Source organism: Thioalkalivibrio sp. AKL9, from assembly GCF_000377825.1.
Classification (GTDB): domain Bacteria; phylum Pseudomonadota; class Gammaproteobacteria; order Ectothiorhodospirales; family Ectothiorhodospiraceae; genus Thioalkalivibrio; species Thioalkalivibrio versutus.
This window is the reverse complement of record NZ_KB905114.1, coordinates 1-19,114: the sequence shown is the minus strand read 5'-3', so window position 1 is coordinate 19,114 and position 19,114 is coordinate 1. Positions and strand designations below refer to the sequence as shown.

The following is a 19,114-nucleotide window of genomic DNA, read 5'->3' as shown; positions in this document are numbered from 1 at the left end:
CATGAACATCGACTCCAACAACCCGGATCTGCTCTCGGTCCACGCCGCGCGCGAAATGCTGCGCGAGCACGCGATCTCCCCGACCGAGCAGCGCGTCGAGATTGCCCGTGTGATGTTTGCCCGCCATCAGCACCTCAGCGCCGAGCAAATCCTCGGGCAGCTAATGCGGCATGCCTCGCGGGTGTCCAAGGCCACGGTGTACAACACCCTGAACCTGTTCGCCGAGAAGGGGCTGGTGCGCGAGGTCGTGATTGATCCGGCCAAGCTGTTCTACGACTCCAACCTGAATCCGCATCACCACCTGTTCCATACCGATACCGGGCAACTGGAAGACGTGGATCCGGCGCGGATCGACATCTCCGATCTGCCCGCCCTGCCGGAAGGCAAGGAACTCGAGGGTGTGGACGTCGTCTTCCGCGTGGGCCGCCGCCGCTCCTGAGCCGGTGATCGGTCGATTGTCCGGGCTCGCCGGATTGTGGTCGGCACCGGCCCTCGCTATCATGTCGCGCTTCGCCGGTGTAGCTCAGTTGGTAGAGCAATCGATTCGTAATCGATAGGTCGGAGGTTCGACTCCTCTCGCCGGCACCATCTTTTTCTGTGGTTTTCCCGCGTCCGCTCAGCCCCGGTTGCCGCTGCGCTGCGGGCGGCCGCCTCCGCCGGAGCGTGGGCCACCGCGCCGATCGTCGCGCGGCTTGCGCGGGCGTGGCTTCGGCTTGACCGCATCCTGGAACAGGCGTGCCGGGTCCACGCTCGCGGTGGGGATGCGCTCGCCCAGGTAGCTCTCGATATCCGGCAGGTAGAAGGCCGAGTCCTCGCAGCCGAAGCTGATCGCGTCACCTTCGGCGCCCGCACGTGCGGTGCGCCCGATACGGTGCACGTAGTCCTCGCCGGACTGCGGCAGATCGAAGTTGAAGACATGCGTGACCGCCGGGATGTGCAGCCCGCGGGCGGCCACGTCGGTCGCCACCAGGTAGGTGTATTCGCCAGCGGCGAAGTGTTCCAGCAGCTGCGAGCGCTTGTTCTGCGGCACGTCGCCGGACAGCAGCGCGGCCTTCTGGTCGTTCACGTTCAGCCAGTCGCAGACCTTCTCGGCGCCGTGCTTGGTGTTCACGAACACGATGGCGCGCTCCGGCTTGAGGTCGCGTGCGAGCCCGAGGAGCAGCGGGATTTTTTCGTCGTTGGCCGGGTAGTAAATCACCTGGCGCACGCGGTCGGCAGTCAGGGTCTCGGCCTCGACCTGGACCTTTTCCGGATTGTTCATGTGCTCGTACGCCAGCTCCATCACGCGGAAGGACAGCGTGGCGGAGAACAGCATCGACAGGCGTTCGCTGGCCGGCGCGCAGCCACGCATCAGAAAGCGCACATCCTTGATGAAGCCGAGATCGAACATGCGATCCGCCTCGTCCAGCACCACCACCTCCGTGTGCTTGAGCCCGAAGACCTTCTGCTTGAAGTAGTCGATGATGCGTCCGGGCGTGCCGATCAGGATGTCGGCGCCGGCCTCCAGCTGTTCGCGCTGGCTGTCGTAGCCGGTGCCGCCGTAGGCCAGCGCGAGCTTCAGCCCGGTCTCGGCACCCAGCGATTCGGCATCCTTGTGGATCTGGATCGCCAGTTCGCGGGTCGGGGCCAGGATCAGGGCGCGCACGTCCGTGGGCCGCCGGTTGGGCGAAGGCTGCTGGCGCAGCAGGCGGTTGAAGGTCGCGATCAGGAAGGCGGCCGTCTTGCCGGTCCCGGTCTGGGCCTGGCCGGCGACGTCGTGGCCGGCCAGCGCGATCGGCAGGGTCTGTGCCTGGATCGGGGTGCAGGTTTCGAAACCGGTGGCGCGGATGCCCGCCTGGACGGGTTCGGGCAGATCGAGCTGGTCGAAGCGGGGTGTGTCCTGCACGGTTTCGGTCATGGGGTTCCTCGGTTCCTGCGTATTACTTGAACTGTCCGGCGTTGATCGTCGATAGTAAGGGCCGTGCAGCCGGCGGTGCGGGCTGCTCCCCCAACCCAAGTCATGAGGGCTCGGAGTGAGCGACAAAATTGTGTACACATCGGACGCCGGTTTCGACGAGGACGTCCTGAAGGCGGATCAGCCGGTCCTGGTGGACTACTGGGCCGAGTGGTGCGGGCCCTGCAAGATGATCGCCCCCATTCTGGACGAAATCGCCGAAGAATACGCCGGCAAGGTCAAGGTCGCCAAGCTGAACATCGACGAGAACCCGTCCACGCCGCCGAAGTACGGCATCCGCGGGATCCCGACGCTGATGCTGTTCAAGAACGGCGATGTCGAGGCCACCAAGGTCGGTGCCCTGTCCAAGTCGCAGCTGACTGCGTTCCTGGATCAGCACCTGTAACACCCGGGCCTGGCGGTTAACCGCCAGGCCTCGCAGGCGCCCGGCTTCACCGGGGTTGCCCCGCGCCGCCGCCTCGCTTACCATCGAACCAGTTCGAGTGGCCGCCAGGCCATTCCCTGCCTCCTTCCAGTCAATCCGAGTGACCACCCCCGGTCGCCGATCATCCACGTTGAACACAGCATCCCACGCATGAATCTGACCGAATTGAAGCGGATGTCCGCTGCCGATCTCGTGGCCTTTGCCGAAGAAAAAGGCATCGAGAACATGTCCCGTGCCCGCAAGCAGGAGATCATCTTCGCCCTGCTCAAGGCTCACGCGAAGAGCGGCGAAGCCATCTTTGGCGACGGTGTCCTCGAGATCCTCTCCGACGGCTTCGGCTTTCTCCGCAGTGCCGACAGCTCCTATCAGGCCGGGCCGGACGACGTCTATGTCTCGCCCAGCCAGATCCGACGCTTCGGACTGCGCACCGGCGACACCATCTCCGGCAAGATCCGCCCGCCCAAGGACAACGAGCGCTACTTCGCGTTGTTGAAGGTCTCGGAGATCAACTTCGAGCCGCCGGAGAACGCCAAGCACAAGGTGCTGTTCGAGAATCTCACCCCGCTGCATGCCAACAAGCGCATGCGCATGGAGCGCGGCAATGGCTCCACCGAGGACATCACCGCGCGGATCATCGACATCGTCTCGCCGTTCGGCAAGGGCCAGCGCGGCCTGATCGTCTCCCCGCCCAAGGCGGGCAAGACGCTCATGCTGCAGAACATTGCCCAGAGCATCGCCGGCAACTACCCCGAGTGCTATCTGATCGTCCTGTTGATCGACGAGCGCCCGGAAGAGGTCACCGAGATGGACCGGATGGTCCAGGGCGAGGTCGTCTCCTCCACCTTCGACGAGCCGGCCCAGCGCCACGTGCAGGTCGCCGAGATGGTGATCGAAAAGGCCAAGCGCCTGGTCGAGCACAAGCGCGACGTGGTGATCCTGCTGGATTCCATCACCCGCCTGGCGCGCGCCTACAACACCGTCTCGCCCAGCTCCGGCAAGGTGCTCACCGGTGGTGTGGATGCCAACGCCCTGCATCGCCCGAAGCGCTTCTTCGGTGCCGCGCGCAACGTGGAAGAGGGCGGCAGCCTGACCATCATCGCCACCGCACTGGTCGAGACCGGGTCGAAGATGGACGAGGTGATCTACGAGGAGTTCAAGGGCACCGGCAACATGGAGCTCCAGCTGGAGCGCCGCATCGCGGAGAAGCGCATTTATCCTGCGATCAACGTGAACCGTTCCGGTACCCGCCGCGAGGAACTGCTGACCGCACCCGACGAGCTGCAAAAGCTCTGGATCCTGCGCAAGTTCCTGCACGGCATGGACGACATCGAGGCCATGGAATTCCTGCTCGGCCGCATGCAGTCGTCCAAGACCAATTCCGAATTCTTCGACCAGATGAAGCGCAGCTGACAGGGGGCGGGCGCAGCCCGCCCCCTGTCAGCGCGAGCGCCAGCGAAGCGATCGCCCCGCGCAGCCCCGGTCCCTTCCCGGGCTGGCGCTCCGAGCCCTCCTGGTTGCCCGCAGAGGGCACGGAGCGCATAGAGAAGGCCCATTCTGGTCCAGCGGGATTGCAGGGCTGTTGATTCGCAGGGGATGGCAAGTTGCCGGAGCCCGGTTACGGGCGTACCCCAAAAGGGTCCACGCCTTCCGCGTTGTGCATGATCCAGCGGTGTCTACCGCCCCCGACACCCCCCCTGCGCCTTTCTCCGTGTCCGCTGTGCCCTCTGTGGTGCGGCGATCAGACGAGCCTCCTCGCCGGTCGCAGCCCGGATGGCGTTCAGCCCGGGACCGGCTCGAAGCTGATCAGCCGGTCCAGGCGCCACCATTGCCGCCGGCCCTCGGCGTCACGCAGGATCAGGTACTCCGCGCTGCGCCGGGTGCGCAAGTCCAGCGGCCGCACGATCGCGATGCGGTCCATCTCCCCGCGGCGCCAGTGCGTGCGCAGGGACTGACCGCGCAGGATGGCCAGCTCCAGCTCGGAATAGCGCTCGCAGTCGATCGGGGTATACGGTGGCGCCGCGCTCACTCGCCCTCCCGCTGGGCAGCGACGCGCGGAATCTCCTCGTCGCCGGCATCCTCGCGGCGGAACACGATGGGGGCACAGCACACCGCGCAGTCCTCGACCCATTCGCGGTCATTGCTGACCATGTCCACCGTGATCTCGCCGGGCTCGCCGCACCAGGGGCAGGCGAAATCAACAAACTCGACGGGACGCATTATCGACCCTCCTCCCGGCCCGCGGGCCAGGCTATCGGCGTGGCGATCGAGTCCTGCGGAGTCCCTTCCGGAAGAAAACGCTCCAGCACGTCATTGAGAAACGCCAGGCCCCGTTCCGTGGCCTGCAGGCGCTCCGTATCCGCCCCCAGCAGCCCGTCCGCGCGCAGTTCGGAAAGCGCCGGCTCGAGCGCCGCCAGCGGCAGGCCGCAATGCGCCTCGAAGCTCGCGGCCGGAACCCCTTCCACCAGTCGCAGCGCGTTCAGCATGAACTCGAAGGGGCGCTCCGCCGTCGGCACGGTCTGATCGTTGTGCTGCAGCGGCCCGGCGAGATAGGCCTCCGGCTGGCGCGGCTTCACCCGCCGCAGGATCGTGCCATCGCGCACCTGCGTCAGCTTGCCGTGGGCCCCGGCGCCAATGCCGAGATAGTCGCCGAAGGTCCAGTAATTGCGGTTGTGGCGACATTCCTGCCCCGCGCGTGCATAGGCGGATATCTCGTATCGAGTATAGCCAGCCGCCGCCAGATGGGACTGGCCGCGGGTGAACAATTCCTCGATTGTGACGTCCTCCGGCAGTTCGGGTGGGCGCGCCGCGAACAGGGTGTTCGGCTCGAGGGTCAGCTGATACCAGGAGATGTGCCCCGGGTCCTGTTCGATGGCCGCTTGCAGGTCCGCCAGCCCGGCCGCCACCGACTGACCCGGCAGGCCGAACATCAGATCCAGATTGATCGCCTCGAAGCCGGCGGCCCGGGCATGTTCCACCGCGTCGCGGGCCTCGGTGGCGCCGTGGATGCGGCCCAGCCGGGCGAGCATCGCATCGTCGAAGCTCTGGACACCCAGCGACAGCCGATTGACCCCGGCCTCGCGGTAGCCGCGAAAGTAGGCGCGATCGGCGGTGCCAGGGTTGGCCTCCAGGGTCACCTCGCAGTCCGGGCGCAGCGGCAGCCGGGCACGCAGACCGGACATGAGAGCGTCCAGCGCCTCCGGCGGGAACAGGCTCGGGGTCCCGCCACCGATGAACACACTCTCCAGCCGCCGCCCCCATACATCCGGGAGCTGGCCCTCCAGATCCCGCAGCAGCGCCGCCACGTAGTCGTCGAAGGGCGCCTCGCCGCGGGGCTCGTGGGAGTTGAAGTCGCAGTACGGGCACTTGCGCACGCACCAGGGCAGGTGCACGTACAGCGCCAGTGGCGGCGGATGGGTCAGGGCGGAGTTCATGTGCGGAGCATAGGCGAGCCCCCGGGTGGCGTCGAAAGCACCCAGTCCCGTCATTGCGGCACCCGGCGTCTGGGTTTTCGCGCCGATCGCCACGGCGCTGCGCGCCGCGCGATGACAGTGCTTTTGTCCCCGTCGTTGAACGGCCGCAGGCCGAGCGCAGCGAGTAGCCGCCCGACGACACCCCGGCGCATGTTCGGGCCCGCATCGGGGCCAGGCCCGGGAGATCGCCACGCGCCTGCGGCGCTCGCGATGACGGTGCTTCCGGTCCCCGTCATCGCGAGGCGCGCAGCGCCGTGGCGATCTCCCTGGATGCGCCCCGGAGCCAGGCAGGACCGGGTGTCAGGCCGGAGCGTGGCCCATACGGTTGCGCAGGCTGGCCACGAGCTGTTGCAGGGCCTGGCCGCGGTGGCTCAGGCGGTTCTTGGTCGCCGGGTCCAGTTCGGCCGAGGTGCGGCCTTCCTCCGGAACGAAGAACAACGGGTCGTAGCCGAAGCCCTCGGCGCCGCTGGCCTGCTCGGCGATGCGTCCGGGCCATACGCCCTCGGCGATGATCGGGGCCGGGTCCTCGGCGTGTTCCAGGTACACCACCACGGCGCGGAAACGCGCACCCCGCTGTTCCGGTGGCACGCCTTGCAACGCCTCCATCAGCCGCGCGTTGTTGGCGGCATCGTCGGCGTCCGTACCGGCGTAGCGCGAGGAGTAGATCCCCGGCTGGCCGCGCAGGGCCTCCACCTCCAGCCCGGAGTCGTCGGCGATCGCCGGCAGTCCGGTGTGCCGGGCGGCGTTGCGCGCCTTCAGGATGGCGTTTTCCACGAATGTCAGGCCGGTCTCCTCGGCCTCGGGCACGTCATGCTCCGATTGCGGTTCGACCGCGAGGCCCAGCGGCTCCAGCAGGGTGCGGATCTCGCGCAGCTTGCCGGGGTTGCCGGTGGCCAGCACAACGCGTTGGGGTTCGCCGACCATGGCCCAAATCAGCCTTCGGCCAGAACGGCGCGCTGGGCGTCGCAGATCTCGCGGATGCCCTTCTCGCCCAGATCCAGCATCTGGTCCAGCTCGTCGCGGCGGAAGGCGTGGCCCTCGGCCGTGCCCTGGATCTCGATCACCCCGCCGGCCTCGTTCATCACCAGGTTCAGGTCGGTCTCGGCCTGGGAGTCCTCGTCGTAATCGAGGTCCAGCACCGGCGTGCCATTGAAGATGCCCACGGAGACCGCTGCCAGGTGTCCGTGCAGCGGGTCCTTGCGGATCAGGCCCTGTTCGCGTGCCTTGCGGATGGCATCGCGCAGCGCGACGTAGGCCCCGCTAATCGCGGCCGTGCGGGTTCCGCCATCGGCCTGGATCACGTCGCAGTCGACGATGATCTGGCGTTCGCCGAGGGCCTCGAGATCGACCGCGGCACGCAGCGAGCGCCCGATCAGGCGCTGGATCTCCATGGTGCGACCGCCCAGCTTGCCCCGGGCGGCCTCGCGCACCATGCGCTCGTGGGTGGAGCGCGGCAGCATGCTGTATTCGGCGGTGACCCAGCCGCGGCCCTTGTTCTTCAACCACGGCGGCACGCGCGACTCCACCGTGGCGTTGCACAGCACGCGCGTGTCCCCGAATTCCACCAGTACGGAACCCTCCGCGTGACGGGTGAAATGGCGGGTAAAACGCACGGGGCGCATCGCGTCGGCTGCTCGGCCACTGGGTCGCATGCTGTGATCCTTGCTAGATTTGAGAGGGGCGCAGTATACGGGCCATGAGTGTAGTGCGTCGCCCAGTGGGGTAACGCACTACACTCATGCCTTGCGCAGCAGGGACCGCAACGGGGGAATAATGATTACCAGCATGACCGGATTTTCCCGGCACGCCATCACCCTGGACGGGGGCGTGTTCGACTGGGAGCTCAAGAGCGTCAATCACCGCTACCTGGAGCTGCGGATCCACCTGCCGGATCACCTGCGCTCGCTGGAGGCCGAGGTGCGTAAGCGCCTCAAGGGCCACTTGGCACGCGGCAAGGTGGACGTGGTGCTGCGCGACCGAGGCCAGGCGGACAACGCCCCGGAGGCCTTCGATCAGGAGCGCGCGCAGGCACTGATCGATGCCTGCGCGGCGATCGAGCGAAGGATGCGCAATCCGGCCCCGGTCTCGCCGCTGGACGTGCTGAGCTGGCCCGGCGTCCTGCAGGGCGCCTCGGATGCCGGCGAGGTCCTGGCGGAGCCGCTACTGGCCGGCTTCGACACCGCGCTGGAGGCCCTGGTCGCGATGCGTACGACGGAGGGGGCGGCCCTGGCCGATGGCATGCGCACGCGCCTGGAGGCCCTGGCGGAGCATGCCCGGACGGTCCACTCGCGGCGTCTGCCGATGCTCGACGAGCAGCGCGAACGCATCCTGGCGCGTATCCGCGAACTGGACCTGCACCTGGACCCGAAACGCCTGGAACAGGAGGTCGCGTTGCTGGCCCAGCGCATGGATATTGCCGAGGAGCTGGATCGCATTGACGGTCACGTGGCGGCCGTGCGCGAGATCCTGGACCAGGGCGGGCCCAGCGGTCGGCGGCTCGACTTCCTGATGCAGGAGTTCAACCGCGAGGCCAACACCATCTCCTCCAAGTCGCACGATCTGGAGATCACGCGTGCCACAGTGGAAATGAAGGTCCTGATCGAGCAGCTGCGCGAGCAGGTGCAAAACCTGGAATAACGCGATGCGCCGGTTTCGCCTGCGCCTGGCGATCTCGCGCCAGGAGATGGAGGACTACTACACTGGCCGCGCCGCAGTGGTCTTTGCGCAGGCCGACAGCGGCGAAAGCGTGCAATTCCCGGCGCGGCTGCTGCGCAGCCATCTGGATCAGCGCGGCGTGCATGGCGTGTTCGAACTGATCACCGACGATGACTACAAGCTGAGGGAGTTTCGCCGTGTGTAAGGGAGGCGTTCCTCAGCCTGCACAATCGGCGCGAGTGCGGGCCAGTACAGTGAGCGCCGTCTCTCTCAGGCCCTTGAAAACGCGGGAAGTGTCCCCTAACTGTAAGGGTGAGTCAGATGACACCCACACAGGAGGGAATGCCATGACCATGACCCGCTACGAACCGTTCAGCCTGCTCGGTCAACTGTCGCGCGAACTTGGGCGCATGCCGGACATGCCCGGCACCGAGGACTCCGCCGCGACCTCCGACTGGGCCCCCGCAGTGGACATCCGCGAAGAGACCGATGCCTACGTGCTGCATGCCGATATCCCCGGGGTAGACCCGAAGGACATCGAACTGAACATGGAGAATGGCGTGTTGACCCTGCGCGGCGAGCGCAAGCACGAAAGCGAGGAAGAGAAGGATGGCTACAAGCGCATCGAACGCGTGCGTGGCACGTTCTTCCGCCGCTTCTCGCTGCCGGATACGGCGGATGCCGAAAACATCTCCGCGCGCAGCGAGAACGGCGTGCTGGAGGTGCGCATCCCGAAGCAGGCCCGCGTGCAGCCGCGCCGGATCCAGATCGAGAACTGATCCGGCCTCACGTGCCCGGTGGGGATGCTCGCCCACCGGGCGAGACACGGGCGCTGCCCCGGGTTCCACCCGCGGTGGCGCCCGTTTTTTTGAACCTAGGGAGGCACGGATCTTTTTCTGCGGCTCGTGTTTCCCGGGGTGACAGCCGCATCCCGGCTATCATGTGGCGGGATCCGGGTGTCACCCGAGGACTCAGCCGCAATCGCTCGAGGAACGCAATGGAATACAAGGATTACTACAAGGTCCTCGGTGTGAGCCGCGACGCGAGCCAGGACGAGATCAAGAAGGCCTACCGCAAGCTGGCGCGCAAGTACCACCCGGATGTCAGCAAGGACCCGGACGCCGAGACCCGCATCAAGGAGGTCAACGAGGCCTACGAGGCCCTGGGCGACGCGGAAAAGCGCAAGGCCTATGACCAGCTGGGCTCTAACTGGCGCCAGGGACAGGACTTTCGTCCGCCGCCCGGATGGGACGGCCGGGCGCAATACGGCGGTGCCCGCGGGGGCGCCGATGCCGGTGGCTTCTCGGACTTCTTCGACTCGATCTTCGGCGGTGGCGGCATGGGTGGGGGGCGTCGCCGTGGTGGGGCCGGCTTTAACATGCGCGGCGCCGACCGCGAGGGGCGCGTGGACATCAGCCTGGATCAGGCGCTCAAGGGCACCGAGGTCTCGGTTCAGGATGCCGAGGGCCGGGTGCAGCGCGTGCGCATCCCCGCCGGGGCCAAGGATGGCTCGCGCCTGCGGGTGCGCGGCCAGGGCGACCCGGGCGTTGGCAGTGGTGGCGCCGGCGACCTGCTGCTGGAGATCCGGGTGAAGCCGGACAATCGCTACACGCTGGACGGTCGCAACCTCTACCGCGACATCCCGATCACCCCGTGGGAGGCCGCGCTGGGCGCGACGATCGAGGTGCCCACGCCGCATGGCTGGGTCAACCTGAAGGTCCCGGCCGGTACACAGTCGGGCAAGCAGATGCGCCTGAAGGGCAAGGGACTGCCGGGCAAGCCACCGGGTGATCTCTACCTGAAGCTGCTGGTGCAGGTCCCGCCGGAGGACGAGGCCGGTGACTGGTACCGCAAGATGGCCAAGGAGTCGTCCTTCGCCCCGCGCGCCAACCTGGCGCCCTGATCGAGGATCGCCCATGCGTCGGCTGGTTCCCCTTCTGATCCTGGCCCTGGCCCTGGCCCTGCTCGGGGCCGCACCGGCCGCCGCCCAGCTCCCGGCCGCGGTGGACGGTGAGCCCCTGCCCTCCCTGGCGCCCATGCTCGAGCGCACCATCCCCGGGGTGGTGAACATTGCCACCCGCGCGCGGGTGGTGGAGTCGGTCAGCCCGCTGTTCGACGACCCCTTCTTCCGCCGGTTCTTCGATGTCCCCGAGCGTTCGCGCGAGCGGGAACGCCAGGGTCTGGGCTCCGGCGTGATCGTGGACGCCAAGGCCGGCACCATCCTGACCAACAGCCACGTGATCGCGCGCGCCGACGCGATCCTGGTCACGCTCTTCGATGGCCGCCAGTACGAGGCCGAGGTGGTGGGCACCGACCCGGCCACCGACGTCGCCGTGATCCGCATCGACGCGGAGGACCTGCAGGCGATCCCGCTGGCGGACTCCGACGCCCTGCGCGTGGGCGACTTCGTGGTCGCCATCGGCAACCCCTTCGGCCTCGGCCAGACGGTGACCAGCGGCATCGTCAGTGCCCTGGGCCGCAGCGGACTGGGTGGTGACGGCTTCGAGGACTTCATCCAGACCGATGCCTCCATCAACCCTGGCAACTCCGGCGGGGCGCTGGTCAACCTGCGTGGCGAGCTGGTCGGAATCAATACCGCCATTCTCGCGCGCGGCGGGGGCAACATTGGTATCGGCTTCGCGATCCCCGCCAACATGGCCAGCCAGATCCGCGACCATTTGCTGGCGGAGGGTCGCGTCGAACGCGGCGCGCTGGGCGTGGAGATGCAGGATCTGACCCCGGCGCTGGCTCAGGCCTTTGAGTTGGATATTTCCCAGGGCGCCGTGATCACGCGGGTGGTGCGTGGATCCGCCGCCGAACGCGCCGGCCTCCAGAGCGGAGATATCGTGCTGCGGGCGGACGACCAGCCGGTGCGCAGCGCCGGCGACCTGCGCAACCGGCTTGGCCTGCTGCGCGCCGGTTCCGATGTGCGCCTGGATGTCCTGCGTGACGGGGCCGAACAGCGGATCGTGGCCCGCCTGGATCGCCCCGAAGAGCGGCGCATCGAGGGCGCGGCCGTGCACCCGCGGCTGGAAGGTGTTCGCTTGTCCGAGGCCACCGGGCGTGACGGGGGTAGTCGCGTGGCTGTGATCGCGGTGGAGCCCGGCACCCCGGGGGCGCGCGCCGGCCTGCGCGCGGGCGACGTGTTGCTGGCCATCAACCGCCAGCGCATCCAGCGCCTGTCCGACCTGCCGCAACAACTGGCCGCACACCAGACCCTGGAGCTGCAACTGCGTCGCGGCAACCAGACCCTCTTCCTCACCCTGCGCTGAGGACCGGCCGTGTTCCATTGCGCCCAAGGCCGCGCGCAACTCCGTCACCCGGCGCACCCCCGTGTCCACTGTTAAGCCGGCCTTATCCTCCGGCCCACCCCGTCATCCCGGCCGGAGCGAAGCGGAGAGCCGGGATCTCCCGCGCTGGAGCCTCCGCGGACGCCCGGCTCATCTCCGGCGGTGGCGATCCCGGATAACCGCTGTGCGGTTTCCGGGATGACGATGTGGGGGCGGCCGGGATGCCCCATGTCCTGAGCTGGGCTCCTACGGGGGTGCGAACAGGGTGGCGGGGTTCAGAAACCGGGGGTGTTTTTCTCGACCCAGCGGTCGGTGCCGTCGGCCAGGGTCTCGCGTTTCCAGAACGGGGCCTCGTGCTTCAGGCGTTCGAGGATGTCACTGCAGGCGTCGCGGGCTGCGATGCGGTGGGCGGACCAGGTGGCCACCAGCACCAGGGCATCGCCGGGACGCACATCGCCGACGCGGTGGGCCACATGGCAGCCCAGCAGCGGCCAGCGCGCCTCGGCCTCGGCGACGATGCGCTCCAGCTCGCGCTCGGTCATCCCCGGATAGTGCTCCAGGAACAGGCCGGTCACGTCCTCGTCTTCGTTGAAGTCGCGCATGCGGCCGACGAACACGCTGGCCGCGCCGCGGGCGTTCGCCGGGATGGCCTGTTCGGCCTGGCGGACGACCTCCCAGGGATCGAAATCGCCGGTATAGATCTCGACCGCCACCCTAGCCCCCGGTCACCGGCGGGAAGTAGGCGACCTCGTCGCCATCGCGTACCGGGGTATCCAGGCTCGCCTGTTCCTGGTTGACCGCGGCCATCAGGCGTTCCGGGGGGGCATCCTGGTGCAGGTGCCGCCACAGCTCGCCGACGGTCAGGCCTTCTCCGGGCAGGGCCACTTCTTCGCCCTGGCGGCCCAGTTCCTCGCGCAATCGCGCGAAATAGTGAACGCTTACGGTCATTCCGGCCCCTGTAAAGATAACTGCGAGTCAAGCATTATAGCCGGCATGAACGAATTCACTCACTTCGATGCCGAAGGCCATGCGCACATGGTCGATGTTGGCGAAAAGTCCGTCACCCATCGCGTGGCGATCGCCGAGGGCCGGATCCACATGCAGGCGGACACCCTGCAGCGCATCCGCGAAGGCCGCCATGCGAAAGGGGACGTCCTGGGTATTGCCCGCGTGGCTGGCATCATGGGGGCCAAGAAGACCGGCGACCTGATCCCGCTTTGCCACCCGATCGGACTGACCCGGGTGGCCCTGGAGCTGGAGACGGAAGACACCGCCGTGCGCGTGCAGGCCACCTGCGAGGTGCACGCCCGGACCGGGGTGGAGATGGAGGCGCTGACCGCCGTGTCCACCGCGCTGCTGACGGTCTACGACATGTGCAAGGCCGTGGACCGCGGCATGCAAATTGATGGTGTTCGCCTGCTCGAGAAACGCGGGGGCCGCAGTGGCACCTGGCGGGCCGAACCGAAAGGAGATTCCGAATGAAATGGATCAAGCGCCTGCTGGGCCTGATCGCCGTACTGATCCTGCTGGCCATCATCGTGGCCGCCTACCTGCTGATCACCTTCGATGCCAATGACTACAAGGAGCGCATCGAAGCGGAGGTGCAGGAAGCGACCGGTCGCGAGCTGACCCTCTCCGGGCCGATCGGCCTGACCCTGTTCCCCAGCCTTGGGCTGCGTCTGGAAGAGGTGCGTTTTGGCAATGCCGAGGGCTTTGGCGACGAGCCGTTCGCCGAGGTCGACGTGGTGGATGTCGCGGTGGCTGTGATGCCGCTGCTGCGCCGCGAGCTGGAGGTCCAGCGCGTGCAGGCCGACGGTGTGCGCCTGAACCTGGCACGCGACGAGCAGGGCCGCAACAACTGGGACGACCTGCTGGATCACGCGGGCGCCGCCCGCGACGAGGCCGTGGGTGCGGATGACGACGAGCGCACCACGACCGAGACGCGGCTGGCCCTGCAGCGCATCGACGTGGCCGGAATCTCCCTGACCAATACCCGGGTGCACTGGGATGATCGCGAGACCGGCATGCAGGCCACCCTGGACCCGTTCGAGCTGCAGATTGGGCGCTTCCGCCCGGGCGTCGAGACGCGGCTGGATCTGGAAGCGGTCGTGCGCGCCGAGGGCGGCGATCTGGCCGAACCCGTGGAGCTCGCGCTCGACCTCGGCGGGCTGATGAACGTCGACCTGCTCAACGAGCGCTACTCCGTGCGTCGTCTGAACGCCACCCTGGGCCTCGACGGTGGTGGCTTGCCGCGCGCCGTGGGCATGACCCTGGAAACCGATGTCGCCCTGGAAATGGCCGACGCGATGTCCCTGCGCCTGGAGCGTCTGACGCTGGGTGTCGCCGGCGTGCGCATGACCGGGTTTGCCGAGCTGTCCGAGCTGGATGGCGAGCAGCCGCAGATCCGTAGCGAGATGCGCACCAACACCTTCAACCTCAAGGACGTGTTGACGGACCTGGGAATGGACGCCCCCAAAACCAGCGATCCGGATGCCCTGGCCCGGGTTGCCCTGGACCTGTCCGCCCACGGCAGCTTCCAGGCGTTGAACATGGACCCGTTCCTGATCACCGTGGATGACGCCATGCTGAGCGGTTCCGCGGGCTGGGATGGCCGCGGCGAACGCCCGCTGATCACCTTCGATGTCTCCGGCGAGCGCCTGAATCTCGACCGCTACCTGCCGCCGGAAGTGGAAGAGGCGCGCACGGAAAACGGCAATGGCAATGGCGAAGCCGACGAGGATATCGCCATCGAGTTGCCGCTGGAGGCCCTGCGCAGCGTCGATATGGATGGCAGCGCGGCGCTGGGCCGCCTCGACGTGATGGGCATGGTCCTGCGCAACATCGAGCTGCAGATCCGCGCCGAGGCCGGTGACTGGAATATCCAGCCCCTGAATGCCGAGGCCTACGACGGCGAGCTGAGCAGCCGCCTGCGCCTGGATGCGCGCCACGATGCCCCGCGCTACGAGCTGGCAGCCGACCTGCAGGCGCTGGATATCGGGGCCCTGCTGGAAGACTTCCAGGGCGACGATGCGCGCCTGATGGGTACCGGCAACCTCGAGCTGGACATCGCCACCCGGGGCGAGCTCCTGAGCGAGCTGAAGGGTGCCCTGAACGGCTCCGGCAACATGCGCTTCGAGGATGGCGCGGTTCGCGGCATCAACGTGGCCCAGATCATCCGCCGGGCCGAGGCGCGCCTGCGCGGCGAGCAGCTGGAAGAGGAAGAGCCCAACCAGACCGATTTCAGCGAACTGACCGGCAGCTTCACCATTCGCGACGGCATCGTGCGCAACGAGGACCTGGCGGCCAGCTCGCCCTTGCTGCGGGTGAGCGGCGAAGGCCAGGCCGACCTGAACGACGACACCCTCGACTACCGCGTGAATAGCACCGTGGTGGGTACGCTGGAGGGCCAGGGCGGCCGGGAACTCGACGATCTGCGCGGCGTGATGCTGCCGATCCGCATCAGCGGCACGTTCACCGACCCGAGCTTCCGTCTCGACCTGGAGGATGCCCTGCGGGACCGCTACGAGGACGAGGTCCGCGAACGCGTGCAAGAGGAAGAGGATCGTGTCCGCGAACGCCTGGACGAGGAAGAGGAACGCGCCCGCGAGCGCATCGAGCAGGAGTCCGACCGGCTCCTGGATCGCTTCCGCAGTCGCTGATCACCCGCGGTGCCCGCCCCCGGTGCGGGTGCCGCCATGGTCGATTCGCCCATGAACGCCTTCGCCGAGCGGCTGCTCGCCTGGTTCGATCGCCACGGCCGTACGGACCTGCCGTGGCAGCATCCGCGCACGCCCTACCGGGTGTGGGTCTCCGAGATCATGCTGCAGCAGACCCGGGTGGAGACCGTCGTCCCCTACTTCCTGCGCTTCATGGAGCAGTTCCCCGACGTGCAAAGCCTTGCCGCGGCCCCGCAGGACGCCGTGCTGCACCAGTGGTCGGGGCTTGGCTATTACGCCCGTGCGCGCAACCTGCACCGCGCCGCACAGGTGGTGGTCGAGGAACACGGGGGCGTGTTCCCCGCCGATCGCGAGGGCCTGGAACAACTGCCGGGCATCGGGCGCTCCACCGCCGCGGCCATCATCGCCCAGGCGCACGACGTGCCCGAGGCCATTCTGGATGGCAATGCCAAGCGCGTACTGGCCCGTCACGCGGCGATCCACGGCTGGCCGGGCAGTACCGCCGTCCAGCGCGAACTGTGGGCCGAGGCCGAGGCGCGCACCCCTGCTGCACGCTGCGCGGATTACACCCAGGCAATCATGGACCTGGGCGCCCTGCTCTGTTCTCGCAGCCGCCCCGCCTGTGAGGCCTGCCCGGTGCACGTGGACTGCGGCGCCGCGCAGCAGGGCCTGACCGGCACGTTGCCTTCGCCCCGGCCGCGCCGCGATCTGCCCACACGCACGCGCTGGGCCGCCTGTCTGCGGGCACCGGAGGGTATCGCCTTGATCCAGCGCGAACAGGACGGCATCTGGGGCGGTCTCTACAGCCTGCCCGAGGCCGAAACCGCCGAGGCCCTGGAAGACTGGGTGCTCGTCCAGTGGCCCGGCGCCACCCCGTCCGCTGCCGATCACGGGCTCCAGCACAGCTTCAGCCACTACCGCCTGGATCTGCGCATCCGGCCCTTCGACCTCCCGGCTGGCGCGTGTGGGATCATGGAAGGGAACAGGGTGATTTGGTATAAACCCGGCACATCACGGGCGGTCGGCATCCCGGCCCCCATCCAGCGTTATCTGCACGACGACAAGGATCCCGGCAATGGCACGAACCGTTAACTGCGTGAAACTCGGCAAAGAGGCGGACGGGCTCGACTTCCCGCCCTATCCCGGCGAGATGGGCAAGAAGATCTACCTGAACGTGTCCAAGGAGGCCTGGCAGGCCTGGCTGAGCCACCAGACCATGCTGATCAACGAATACCGCCTGACCCCGGTCGACCCCAAGGCGCGCAAGTTCCTCGAAGAGGAAATGGAGAAGTTCCTGTTCGGCGACGGTTCGGAAAAGCCGGAAGGTTTCGTCGACCCGAACGCCTCCTGAGTCGCAGTTTTCCGCGGCTCGTATCGATCTGGCGGTCCCGCGCGCTTGACGTGGGGCCGCTGGACGGCTTTAATACCGCCCTTCGTCCGCAGGACGATTCCCCCGAAGTATGGCCGGGTAGCTCAGTCGGTAGAGCAGGGGATTGAAAATCCCCGTGTCGGCGGTTCGATTCCGTCCCCGGCCACCATTATTTCCCCCTTGTGGCACCATCTTTCCCATGAGCGTTCGCCATATCCTGCGCATGGGACACCCCGACCTGCGTCGCACCTGCGACCCGGTACCCGAATCCGATTTTGACAGCCCCCGGCTGCACGCCCTGGTGGACGACCTCGTCGACACCATGCACGCCAACGAAGGGCTCGGCCTGGCCGCCGCCCAGCTCGGTGTGCCTCAACGCGTTGCCGTGATCGAGATCGAGCCCGGTAACAGCCGCTACCCCGATGCCGTGCCCTCCGGCCGCCTGGTCCTCGTCAACCCGGCCGTGACCGTGCTCGACCCGACGCCGCAGCGCTACTGGGAAGGTTGCCTCTCCGTACCCGGCCTGCGTGGCGAAGTCGCGCGACCGCGGCACATTGCCGTGGACTACCGCGAGCCGGACGGAACGCCGCGCCACCTGGAGCCCGAAGGCTTTCTCGCCACCGTCTTCCAGCACGAGATCGACCACCTCGACGGCAAGCTCTACATCGACCGCGTCACCGACCCCACGCGCCTCGCCTTCCTCGACGAATACCGCGAATTCCACGCCACTGACTGACGGTGCGGATGAACTGCTACCGCTTTACGTTCGCGCTTCCAGGCGAACCATCCACTCCGTCCTGGATTCCGGGGCGAATCTCTATACGCGACTGATTTGCCGCTCAAAAAGGCTTAACAATCTGGTCTGGAGCCGGTGAAAGACCGTTTTTTCGCGCAAGATGCGGCGAGAGTGACCCGTTAGCCAGGACGTGGCGTTTAAGCCGTTAAAATCGCTGGCAAGCCCGAAATAAGGGATAAGGATGGATTACGGTTATGGATCCGCAGCTTACTGTGGTCCGATCCTATTAGCCGGGAACGGCTTGGAGGGATGCTTCAGGGAGGGACGCCGCAGGGCAAAAGGCAAGGTTTGACCCCGTGGTTCCCGTGGTTCGCCGCAACTCCTTTAATGACTGACTCAAACTCCTTCAGTAACCCTCCAGCGTCCACCAGAATGGCTGCTTTAAACATATCAATGTCGATACTCCCGGAGAGCTCCAGCGCTTGACGAATCCTGATTAGCGACGAGAGTCAGCCAGGCTCACTGGGTGAGCCACCCCCGGGCGTACGCTGAGGCTACACAGCGAGCGGAGGGTGCCACCATGGCGCAGAATCGGATTCAGTTTCAGCAGGGGATGTCGTTGCCGGCGTTCATCGCCCAGTACGGCACCGAGGCCCAGTGCGAAGCGGCGCTGGAGCGGGCCCGCTGGCCGGACGGCTTTCGCTGTCCGCGGTGCGGGGGGCAGGCCCACTGCGTCCTGCACGGGAGCCCGCGCAAGATGTTTCAGTGCAATGCCTGTCGGCATCAGGCCTCGCTGATCGCCGGCACCGTGATGCAGGGAACAAAGCTGCCCCTGACCACCTGGTTTCTGGCCATCCATCTGCTCAGCCAGGCCAAGACCGGGCTCTCTGCGCTGGCGCTGAAAAGGCAGCTTGGAGTGAGCTACCGCACGGCCTGGGCACTGCAGCACAAGCTGATGCAGGCGATGACCGAGCGGGAAGCGCGCTATGAGCTCAGCGGCACCGTGCAACTGGACGATGCCTACCTGGGCGGCGAGCGGACCGGCGGCAAGGCCGGGCGCGGGTCGGAGAACAAGGTTCCGTTCGTGGCGGCGGTGTCGCTCAACGACGCGGGGCATCCCCTGCGGGTCAAGCTGACCCCGGTCGCGGGCTTCAGCTTCCAAGCTGTTACCGAATGGGCGCGGGCGTATCTGGCTCCGGGAAGCACGGTCCACTCCGATGGCCTGGCGTGCTTCCGCGCAGTCGCAAGGGCCGACTGCCGGCACCAGCCGACGGTCGTGGCTGCGCGCAAACCCCGGGATCTGCCCGAATTCCAATGGATCAACACGGTGCTCGGCAACCTCAAGACCAGCCTGAGCGGGAGTTACCATGCGTTTGCGTTCACCAAGTACGCGGTCCGTTACCTTGCAGCATTCGCCTACCGGTTCAACCGGCGCTTTAACTTGGCCACGCTGCCGGCGCGACTGCTGGTCGCCGCCGTGCACTGCCGGCCAGTGCCCGAGCGCTCCCTGCGACTGGCTGACTCTCGTTGCTAATCAGG

22 protein-coding genes and 2 tRNA genes are annotated in these 19,114 nt (G+C 67.2%); 16 read left to right on the top strand and 8 right to left on the bottom strand.

The features are described 5' to 3' along the window. Nucleotide 1: 1 nt before the first annotated feature. The gene (locus D573_RS0111065; protein ID WP_018144889.1) at nt 2-439 is read left to right on the top strand and encodes a Fur family transcriptional regulator; all 438 of its coding nucleotides are present in this window, start codon (nt 2-4) and stop codon (nt 437-439) included. Nucleotides 440-512: 73 nt separating this feature from the next. Next, nucleotides 513-588 (top strand) — tRNA-Thr (locus tag D573_RS0111060). Between the two features lie 28 nt (nt 589-616). Here D573_RS0111060 and D573_RS0111055 read toward each other — a convergent pair. Then, nucleotides 617-1,897, bottom strand: coding sequence for a DEAD/DEAH box helicase (locus D573_RS0111055; protein ID WP_018938665.1), 1,281 nt, complete (start codon nt 1,895-1,897; stop codon nt 617-619). A 115-nt stretch (nt 1,898-2,012) separates the two neighbouring features. Between D573_RS0111055 and trxA the strand changes: the two genes are divergently transcribed. Together trxA and rho are read left to right on the top strand one after the other, a co-directional pair. After that, on the top strand, nt 2,013-2,339 hold the full coding sequence (gene trxA, locus D573_RS0111050; RefSeq protein ID WP_012983830.1) for a thioredoxin TrxA: 327 nt from the start codon (nt 2,013-2,015) through the stop codon (nt 2,337-2,339). A 189-nt stretch (nt 2,340-2,528) separates the two neighbouring features. After that, on the top strand, nt 2,529-3,788 hold the full coding sequence (gene rho / locus D573_RS0111045) for a transcription termination factor Rho (RefSeq protein WP_018168683.1): 1,260 nt from the start codon (nt 2,529-2,531) through the stop codon (nt 3,786-3,788). A 367-nt stretch (nt 3,789-4,155) separates the two neighbouring features. Here the strand turns inward: rho and D573_RS0111040 are convergent, their stop codons facing one another. The 5 genes from D573_RS0111040 to rph all read right to left on the bottom strand — a co-directional run bounded on the left by D573_RS0111040 (nt 4,156) and on the right by rph (nt 7,500). Further along, entirely contained in the window at nt 4,156-4,404 is a 249-nt protein-coding gene (locus tag D573_RS0111040) for a transcriptional antiterminator, Rof (RefSeq protein ID WP_018168682.1), read from the bottom strand. Then, on the bottom strand, nt 4,401-4,595 hold the full coding sequence (locus D573_RS0111035; protein ID WP_018649577.1) for a CPXCG motif-containing cysteine-rich protein: 195 nt from the start codon (nt 4,593-4,595) through the stop codon (nt 4,401-4,403). Before D573_RS0111035 ends, D573_RS0111040 begins: the two co-directional genes overlap by 4 nt. After that, nucleotides 4,595-5,863: a radical SAM family heme chaperone HemW gene (hemW, locus tag D573_RS0111030; RefSeq protein WP_018938666.1), complete on the bottom strand. Its 1,269-nt coding sequence runs from the start codon at nt 5,861-5,863 to the stop codon at nt 4,595-4,597. The genes D573_RS0111035 and hemW overlap by 1 nt, the downstream gene beginning before the upstream one ends. Nucleotides 5,864-6,148: 285 nt before the next feature. Continuing rightward, a complete protein-coding gene (rdgB, locus tag D573_RS0111025) occupies nt 6,149-6,772 on the bottom strand; it encodes an RdgB/HAM1 family non-canonical purine NTP pyrophosphatase (protein ID WP_018938667.1) in 624 nt (207 codons plus the stop codon). A gap of 8 nt (nt 6,773-6,780) precedes the next feature. Beyond that, nucleotides 6,781-7,500, bottom strand: a complete 720-nt coding sequence (gene rph / locus D573_RS0111020) for a ribonuclease PH (protein ID WP_018938668.1) — start codon at nt 7,498-7,500, stop codon at nt 6,781-6,783. Between the two features lie 121 nt (nt 7,501-7,621). Here rph and D573_RS0111015 point away from each other — a divergent pair, with 121 nt between their 5' ends. The 5 genes from D573_RS0111015 (at nt 7,622) to D573_RS0110995 (ending at nt 11,775) form a co-directional block, all read left to right on the top strand. Next, nucleotides 7,622-8,485, top strand: a complete 864-nt coding sequence (locus tag D573_RS0111015; protein ID WP_026287975.1) for a YicC/YloC family endoribonuclease — start codon at nt 7,622-7,624, stop codon at nt 8,483-8,485. Between the two features lie 4 nt (nt 8,486-8,489). Then, the gene (locus tag D573_RS0111010) at nt 8,490-8,708 is read left to right on the top strand and encodes a DUF2835 family protein (RefSeq protein WP_018144873.1); all 219 of its coding nucleotides are present in this window, start codon (nt 8,490-8,492) and stop codon (nt 8,706-8,708) included. 142 nt (nt 8,709-8,850) lie between these two features. Further along, the gene (locus D573_RS0111005; RefSeq protein ID WP_018938670.1) at nt 8,851-9,282 is read left to right on the top strand and encodes an Hsp20/alpha crystallin family protein; all 432 of its coding nucleotides are present in this window, start codon (nt 8,851-8,853) and stop codon (nt 9,280-9,282) included. A gap of 218 nt (nt 9,283-9,500) precedes the next feature. Next, nucleotides 9,501-10,406, top strand: a complete 906-nt coding sequence (locus D573_RS0111000) for a DnaJ C-terminal domain-containing protein (protein WP_018144871.1) — start codon at nt 9,501-9,503, stop codon at nt 10,404-10,406. A gap of 13 nt (nt 10,407-10,419) precedes the next feature. Further along, nucleotides 10,420-11,775 carry a Do family serine endopeptidase gene (locus D573_RS0110995; protein WP_018938671.1) on the top strand — a complete coding sequence of 452 codons (1,356 nt, stop codon included), beginning with the start codon at nt 10,420-10,422 and terminating at the stop codon, nt 11,773-11,775. 293 nt (nt 11,776-12,068) lie between these two features. Here the strand turns inward: D573_RS0110995 and D573_RS0110990 are convergent, their stop codons facing one another. Together D573_RS0110990 and moaD are read right to left on the bottom strand one after the other, a co-directional pair. Beyond that, entirely contained in the window at nt 12,069-12,506 is a 438-nt protein-coding gene (locus D573_RS0110990; RefSeq protein ID WP_018649571.1) for a molybdenum cofactor biosynthesis protein MoaE, read from the bottom strand. Nucleotide 12,507: 1 nt separating this feature from the next. After that, the gene (gene moaD, locus D573_RS0110985; protein ID WP_018939202.1) at nt 12,508-12,741 is read right to left on the bottom strand and encodes a molybdopterin converting factor subunit 1; all 234 of its coding nucleotides are present in this window, start codon (nt 12,739-12,741) and stop codon (nt 12,508-12,510) included. Between the two features lie 45 nt (nt 12,742-12,786). Between moaD and moaC the strand changes: the two genes are divergently transcribed. The 7 genes from moaC (at nt 12,787) to D573_RS0110950 (ending at nt 19,109) form a co-directional block, all read left to right on the top strand. After that, on the top strand, nt 12,787-13,275 hold the full coding sequence (gene moaC, locus D573_RS0110980) for a cyclic pyranopterin monophosphate synthase MoaC (protein ID WP_018938673.1): 489 nt from the start codon (nt 12,787-12,789) through the stop codon (nt 13,273-13,275). Continuing rightward, nucleotides 13,272-15,452 carry an AsmA family protein gene (locus tag D573_RS0110975; protein WP_018938674.1) on the top strand — a complete coding sequence of 727 codons (2,181 nt, stop codon included), beginning with the start codon at nt 13,272-13,274 and terminating at the stop codon, nt 15,450-15,452. The genes moaC and D573_RS0110975 overlap by 4 nt, the downstream gene beginning before the upstream one ends. 51 nt (nt 15,453-15,503) lie before the next feature. Then, complete coding sequence (mutY, locus tag D573_RS0110970) at nt 15,504-16,562, top strand: A/G-specific adenine glycosylase (RefSeq protein ID WP_026287976.1); 1,059 nt, start codon at nt 15,504-15,506, stop codon at nt 16,560-16,562. Beyond that, nucleotides 16,546-16,821, top strand: coding sequence for an oxidative damage protection protein (locus D573_RS0110965; RefSeq protein WP_038032041.1), 276 nt, complete (start codon nt 16,546-16,548; stop codon nt 16,819-16,821). The genes mutY and D573_RS0110965 overlap by 17 nt, the downstream gene beginning before the upstream one ends. Nucleotides 16,822-16,932: 111 nt before the next feature. Then, nucleotides 16,933-17,008: transfer RNA gene (locus D573_RS0110960), tRNA-Phe, on the top strand. A gap of 30 nt (nt 17,009-17,038) precedes the next feature. After that, nucleotides 17,039-17,575 (top strand): peptide deformylase, encoded by a 537-nt coding sequence (def, locus tag D573_RS0110955; RefSeq protein ID WP_018938676.1) that lies wholly within the window; start codon nt 17,039-17,041, stop codon nt 17,573-17,575. A gap of 580 nt (nt 17,576-18,155) precedes the next feature. Continuing rightward, on the top strand, nt 18,156-19,109 hold the full coding sequence (locus tag D573_RS0110950; protein WP_018938035.1) for an IS1595 family transposase: 954 nt from the start codon (nt 18,156-18,158) through the stop codon (nt 19,107-19,109). Nucleotides 19,110-19,114 lie beyond the last annotated feature (5 nt).